Annotated in this window: 3 protein-coding genes and 2 rRNA genes (1 of these 5 only partly in view); 1 reads left to right on the top strand and 4 read right to left on the bottom strand. The window is 42.2% G+C overall.

What is annotated here, in order from left to right; all coding sequences use genetic code 11:
- Together AC4BC7_RS14125 and AC4BC7_RS14120 are read right to left on the bottom strand one after the other, a co-directional pair.
- A 23S ribosomal RNA gene (locus tag AC4BC7_RS14125) occupies positions 1-769 on the bottom strand (it extends 2,146 nt beyond the left edge of the window).
- 227 nt (positions 770-996) lie between these two features.
- Positions 997-2,554, bottom strand: a 16S ribosomal RNA gene (locus AC4BC7_RS14120).
- The 16S and 23S rRNA genes sit together here, the layout of an rRNA operon.
- A gap of 575 nt (positions 2,555-3,129) precedes the next feature.
- On the opposite strand from AC4BC7_RS14120, the gene AC4BC7_RS14115 reads away from it, so the two are divergent.
- Positions 3,130-4,197 carry an IS30 family transposase gene (locus AC4BC7_RS14115; protein WP_490502703.1) on the top strand — a complete coding sequence of 356 codons (1,068 nt, stop codon included), beginning with the start codon at positions 3,130-3,132 and terminating at the stop codon, positions 4,195-4,197.
- A 256-nt stretch (positions 4,198-4,453) separates the two neighbouring features.
- Here the strand turns inward: AC4BC7_RS14115 and AC4BC7_RS14110 are convergent, their stop codons facing one another.
- Complete coding sequence (locus AC4BC7_RS14110) at positions 4,454-5,011, bottom strand: Maf family protein (protein WP_207942144.1); 558 nt, start codon at positions 5,009-5,011, stop codon at positions 4,454-4,456.
- Positions 5,008-6,942, bottom strand: a complete 1,935-nt coding sequence (gene mutL / locus AC4BC7_RS14105) for a DNA mismatch repair endonuclease MutL (RefSeq protein ID WP_490503143.1) — start codon at positions 6,940-6,942, stop codon at positions 5,008-5,010. Before mutL ends, AC4BC7_RS14110 begins: the two co-directional genes overlap by 4 nt.
- Positions 6,943-6,948 lie beyond the last annotated feature (6 nt).

Here is a 6,948-nt window from a genome sequence, read left to right as displayed (position 1 = left end):
TCCTCCAGTGCGTTTTACCGCACCTTCAACCTGGACATGGGTAGATCACATGGTTTCGGGTCTACGACTACATACTCATTCGCCCTATTCAGACTCGCTTTCGCTACGGCTCCGTTTCTTCAACTTAACCTCGCATGCAATCGTAACTCGCCGGTTCATTCTACAAAAGGCACGCTATCACCCATTAACGGGCTCTAACTTGTTGTAGGCACATGGTTTCAGGATCTATTTCACTCCCCTTCCGGGGTGCTTTTCACCTTTCCCTCACGGTACTGGTTCACTATCGGTCACTAGGGAGTATTTAGCCTTGGGAGATGGTCCTCCCGGATTCCGACGGAATTCCTCGTGTTCCGCCGTACTCAGGATCCTCCTAGGTGTCTTTCACATTTCGTCTACGGGGCTTTCACCCTCTTTAGCTAACTTTTCCAAGTTATTCAACTATCTGAAAGAACTACCATATCGGAGTCCTACAACCCCAAGATGCAAGCATCTTGGTTTGGGCTTTTCCCGTTTCGCTCGCCGCTACTCAGGGAATCGAATTTTCTTTCTCTTCCTGCAGGTACTTAGATGTTTCAGTTCTCTGCGTCTACCTCCTGTCAGCTATGTATTCACTGACAAGTAACATCCTATAAAAGATGTTGGGTTCCCCCATTCGGAAATCTCTGGATCAAAGCTTACTTACAGCTCCCCAAAGCATATCGGTGTTAGTCCCGTCCTTCATCGGCTCCTAGTGCCAAGGCATCCACCATGCGCCCTTATTCACTTAACCTTATCAACCTTACGGTTGGGTTTTGATAAAGATCTTCTAGCGATAGAAGTTTTATCAAGAAAAATAAGCAATTGAACTTATTAAAAAACTCATTCAACGCGGTGTTCTCGGTTTGTTTTGATTTCTTTACTTTAAATATCCAGTTTTCAATGAACAATCTGTTTGAGAGTAAACCTCTCAAAACTGAACAAAGGCAAACGATGTGTAGTTTCCGTAATATTCCTTAGAAAGGAGGTGATCCAGCCGCACCTTCCGATACGGCTACCTTGTTACGACTTCACCCCAATCATCTATCCCACCTTAGGCGGCTGGCTCCAAAAAGGTTACCTCACCGACTTCGGGTGTTACAAACTCTCGTGGTGTGACGGGCGGTGTGTACAAGGCCCGGGAACGTATTCACCGCGGCGTGCTGATCCGCGATTACTAGCGATTCCGGCTTCATGTAGGCGAGTTGCAGCCTACAATCCGAACTGAGAGAAGTTTTAAGAGATTAGCTTAGCCTCGCGACTTCGCAACTCGTTGTACTTCCCATTGTAGCACGTGTGTAGCCCAGGTCATAAGGGGCATGATGATTTGACGTCATCCCCACCTTCCTCCGGTTTGTCACCGGCAGTCTCGCTAGAGTGCCCAACTAAATGATGGCAACTAACAATAAGGGTTGCGCTCGTTGCGGGACTTAACCCAACATCTCACGACACGAGCTGACGACAACCATGCACCACCTGTCACTTTGTCCCCGAAGGGAAAGCTCTATCTCTAGAGTGGTCAAAGGATGTCAAGACCTGGTAAGGTTCTTCGCGTTGCTTCGAATTAAACCACATGCTCCACCGCTTGTGCGGGCCCCCGTCAATTCCTTTGAGTTTCAACCTTGCGGTCGTACTCCCCAGGCGGAGTGCTTAATGCGTTTGCTGCAGCACTGAAGGGCGGAAACCCTCCAACACTTAGCACTCATCGTTTACGGCGTGGACTACCAGGGTATCTAATCCTGTTCGCTCCCCACGCTTTCGAGCCTCAGCGTCAGTTACAGACCAGAGAGCCGCCTTCGCCACTGGTGTTCCTCCATATATCTACGCATTTCACCGCTACACATGGAATTCCACTCTCCTCTTCTGCACTCAAGTCTCCCAGTTTCCAATGACCCTCCCCGGTTAAGCCGGGGGCTTTCACATCAGACTTAAGAAACCGCCTGCGCTCGCTTTACGCCCAATAAATCCGGACAACGCTTGCCACCTACGTATTACCGCGGCTGCTGGCACGTAGTTAGCCGTGGCTTTCTGGTTAGATACCGTCAAGGGATGAACATTCTCTTCTCATCCTTGTTCTTCTCTAACAACAGAGTTTTACGATCCGAAAACCTTCTTCACTCACGCGGCGTTGCTCGGTCAGACTTTCGTCCATTGCCGAAGATTCCCTACTGCTGCCTCCCGTAGGAGTCTGGGCCGTGTCTCAGTCCCAGTGTGGCCGATCACCCTCTCAGGTCGGCTATGCATCGTTGCCTTGGTGAGCCGTTACCTCACCAACTAGCTAATGCACCGCGGGTCCATCCATCAGTGACGCAAAAGCGCCTTTCAGCTTTCTCTCATGCGAGAAAAAGCATTATGCGGTATTAGCACCTGTTTCCAAGTGTTATCCCCCTCTGATGGGCAGGTTACCCACGTGTTACTCACCCGTTCGCCACTCTTCTTTTCCAGTGAACCGAAGTTCGGCGGAAAAGAAGAGTTCGACTTGCATGTATTAGGCACGCCGCCAGCGTTCGTCCTGAGCCAGGATCAAACTCTCATAAAAAGTTGAAACAATCTTTCGATTGTTAAGCTCATAAATAACGTTTGCTATCATTACTGCTTGCTTGTTTTGTGTTACTTCTATTTAATAGAAGTGTCCTACACAATTGGTTCGTTTGCTTGCTTTGTTCAGTTTTCAAAGGTCTACCTTGCTGCATCAGCAACTTTTATATCATATCAGTTTAATAATAAAATGTCAACTACTTTTTCGAAAATATTTTTAATCTTCATGTTATAAAAATATTTTTCGATGTTATTTTAAAAAGCAAAAAACACTTTTAAAACAAATGGCAATCGCAATTTCATATTGGCGACTTTGTTATAATATCACTGGATTCATTTTAAGTCAACTCTTTATTTCAATTTTTTTCAGAAATATTTTTCATCGTTTTCTTTCAAAACCAGCGTTGAATAATATACCATGTTTCCCAAGTATAAGTCAATAGAAAAAGAAAGAATTCAACACTTATTATTTAAGTGGTAAATTGTAAAATGAAATGCATAAGGAAATAAACGAAAAAATCATGTAGATACGATATACTTGTTAGCAACCAAACCAAAAGTATAAGGGGTATCTACATGACCAAAAATAATTGTATCACAGAAAAGCGCACCTTCAAACAACTTACTGACATCCAACGCGGAATGCTGGAACAGATGGCGAAAAGCGGCACCTATAAACAAGCTGAAATGGCGCGAGAATTAGGGGTCAGCCAACCCACTGTTTCTCGTGAGTTGAAACGCGGTAGAACGCGCCAGCTTGACTATAAGCGCAATTATTACGAGCAGTATATTGCCGCCTCAGGCGCACGGGTTTATAAAGAAAATCGTGAGAACTCGCATGCGCGGGATCATAATAAATATTCTGCGGCTTTCCTTGCTGCCTTACCTGAAAATCTAGCACCCAAGAAGGGGTTGCGGATTTATAGTGTGGATACTTTTGTACACTCTTATAGAAAGTTGCACCCTGACGAACGCGTACCATGCACGAAGACCGTTTACGCTTTGATAAATGCTGCCGTACTTCCAATCCGTAATATCGATTTGCCTATGAAGACTAGGATGCGGCCACGAAAAACAACCGTTTCTGAACCTAAAGGTCATAACGCTAAACACTTGGGACGCAGTATCGAAGAACGCTCTCCAGAAGTACTCTCGAGGGAAGAATTTGGGCATTGGGAAGTTGATTTAGTATTAGGTAAGAAAACAAAAAATGAGCCTGTCATCATCACTATGGTTGAACGGAAAACACGCTACTGCCTCACTAAGAAAGTTTGGGGAAAAGGCGCAGCGCTGGTTCAAAAAGGCGTGCTTGACTTGATGAAAAAACAGGGGCTAGAACAGTTCAAGTCACTCACAACTGATAACGGCTCTGAGTTTTCAAGTCTGTCTCTTATCGAAAGCATTGCTGAAGACGTTCAGGTTTTCTTTACTCATGCGTATGCTTCTTGGGAGAAAGGAACGAACGAAAGGCATAACCGCATGCTCCGAGAATTTATCCCAAAGGGAGTCACTCTGCGTCCATTGTCCTATTCGTATTTACTGGAAGTAACCGATACGATCAACCACAAACCAAGAAAAATAATGGGCTATACAACACCTGCAGAACGCCTTCAGGAAGAACTGGCCGATTTACAAGCAGCTTAAGGTGTTTTGTTGGTTCTATAGGATAAGAGAATAGATTAGCTGAGTCAAGAGCCGCTTTGCTCCTTCTCTTGACTCAGCTAACCTATCCTCTTGGGTCAGAACCACCAACAACTCACCTGAAAAATGGTAAGGGATGAAACACTCCCTGCCGTCAATGGCTTCAAAGCATTGGTAATACTGGATTATTGAGTAATTCGCTGTCTATAAAGGTTTTTAAAATTTTTTATGCATTTGATATTGCAATTAAGCTTATTATTTAAGTGCTGAATTCTTTCAATAATTGATGAACTAAACCTACAGGAAACCCAACAATTGCATAATAATCACCTTGGATTTCCTGAACAAAAATAGCAGCTGCTCCTTGAATGCCATACGCTCCAGCTTTATCCATATATTCTTGTTTATCTAAATAATCACTGATTTCTTCTTCAGAAAGATCAAAAAAGCTCACTTTGGCTGAAGAAATTTGTTCAAACCGTTTCTTATTAGTTGATAACACCACTGACGTATATACTATATGTGTCTTTCCGCTCATTTGTATCAGCATACGCTGTGCATCTTCACGAGAAGTTGGTTTTCCCAGAATCTCCCCTTCACTAACGACAATCGTATCACTAGCGATCACTAGCGCTTCTGGATAATGCTGAGTAATAAATGCGGCTTTTTCTTGAGCCATACGCAACACGTATTCTTCTGGTTCATCATGTACACCAATTGTTTCATCAATATCTGCTGGAATAACTTCAAAATCATCCAACAACAATCGTAACAGTTCTTTCCGTCTAGGTGATTGTGATGCTAAGATAACGTTCATCCTTCGCCTCCTCGAGATTGGTGTGGATCTTGAATACGTTTAAACATCCTTTCCATATCACCATTGGTAAAATGAATAAGTACAGGACGACCATGCGGACAATTAAATGGATTCTCACATTTTGCTAAATCTTCCAATAAAATTCGAGCTTGCTGTGGATTCAGATAATGATTAGCTTTAATTGATCGTTTACAACTCATCATGATAGCCGTTGCTTCTCTGAATTGGTGCACACTGACTTTTCCATTTGTAAGTAACATATCGATCATTTCACGAATAATCGCTTCTTCTTGACCTGCTGGATACCACGTGGGATGCGCACGCACAATAAAGCTATTCGCTCCAAACTCTTCTAGATGAATGCCTACTTCTTGTAAAGCTGTTGCTTGCTCTTTTAATTTTAAAACATCACTATTAGGATAATCCAATACAATCGGTACAAGGAGTTCTTGTAAATCATCTCCTACTTCACCAATCTTTTTGCGAAAATATTCATATTTAATTCGTTCTTGAGCTGCATGCTGATCGATAATATAAAGACCATCTTGACTTTGAGCAAATAAATATGTCCCATGCATTTGTCCAAAATACTCTAAATGCGGAAAACGTTGCTTCACAGGTTCTTCTTGCATACGTTCAATCATCTGTGGTCCTTTTTTATGAGTATCTTCTGTATTTATAGGAGGTTCAACCACTTTTTCTTGATATTCAAAACTAGGAAAGTGTGGCTCTTCGATTGTCTGAGGTAGCTCTTCAAAAATCGGTTCGACAGACGACTCCGTAAAACTTTCTTCTATATAAAAGCTTCCTGTTGCTTTATCAAAACTTAATCCTTGTTTGGTACTCTTAGGTTGTTCTAATTCAATAGAAAGTTGTTCTGTTTTTTCTTGGTTTTCAACCTTCTTTTTAAATCGCAAGTTGTCAGCCGCACTCGGAATTAAATTTTCTTCTCGTAAAACTTCATTAATCGCTTTACTGATTAATCCCGTTAATTCAGGCTCCTTAGACAATCGTACTTCTTGCTTGGTTGGATGAACATTCACATCAACTAATAGTGGATCCATTTTAATTTCAACAACAGCTATTGGAAAACGTCCAACCATCAATTTCGAACCATAACCATTAACAATTGCTTTGTTTAACGCAATATTTTTGATATATCGACCATTGATAATTGTTGAGATATAATTCCTGCTTGCCCGAGTCACTTCGGGTAAAGAGATATAACCATGGATATCAAAATCTAAATCTTTACTATGAATTGCACGCATTTTCTTTGCAGTTTGCAATCCATAAATTCCAGCAATAGCTTGCTTTAAATCACCATTACCTGAAGTGGACATCATTTTATTTCCGTCATGAACTAATCGAAATGCAATACTCGGATGACTAAGCGCCAAACGGTTAACAATATCACCGATGTTCGCTAATTCGGTCTGTAGTGTTTTGACATACTTCAGACGAGCAGGGGTATTGAAGAACAGCTGCTCAACCGTAATTTTCGTCCCTTGACGTAGTGCTGATGGACGATGTTCTTCAATTGTGCCACCTTTCATTTTCAAAAAGGTTCCTTGTGTTTCTTCTTGCGTAGCTGTTTCTATACTTACAATTGAAACAGAGGCAATACTAGGTAAAGCCTCACCACGAAATCCAAGTGTACGAATGCGAAACAAATCGTCACGTGTATGAATTTTACTTGTAGCATGACGTTTAAAGGCATTAATAACATCGTCTTCAGCAATACCTTCCCCATTATCGGTTACTTGAATTTTCTTCAAACCTGCTTCTTCTAACAAAATATCAATTTGTGTACTACCTGCATCAATAGCATTTTCGACTAACTCTTTGACAACAGAAGCAGGTCGTTCAACAACCTCTCCTGCTGCAATCTGATTGGCAAGACGTTCGGACAATTCTTGAATTTTTCCCATTGTCTC

It is taken from the genome of Enterococcus sp. AMC1623, from assembly GCF_058216495.1.
The sequence above is the reverse complement of the archived record's forward strand: the minus strand, read 5'-3'. Positions and strand labels throughout refer to the sequence as shown.

Coding starts and splice junctions, on each gene's coding strand:
- AC4BC7_RS14115 (WP_490502703.1), top strand. CDS start 3,130: ATGACCAAAAATAATTGTATCACAGAAAAGCGCACCTTCAAACAACTT.
- AC4BC7_RS14110 (WP_207942144.1), bottom strand. CDS start 5,011: ATGAACGTTATCTTAGCATCACAATCACCTAGACGGAAAGAACTGTTA.
- mutL (WP_490503143.1), bottom strand. CDS start 6,942: ATGGGAAAAATTCAAGAATTGTCCGAACGTCTTGCCAATCAGATTGCA.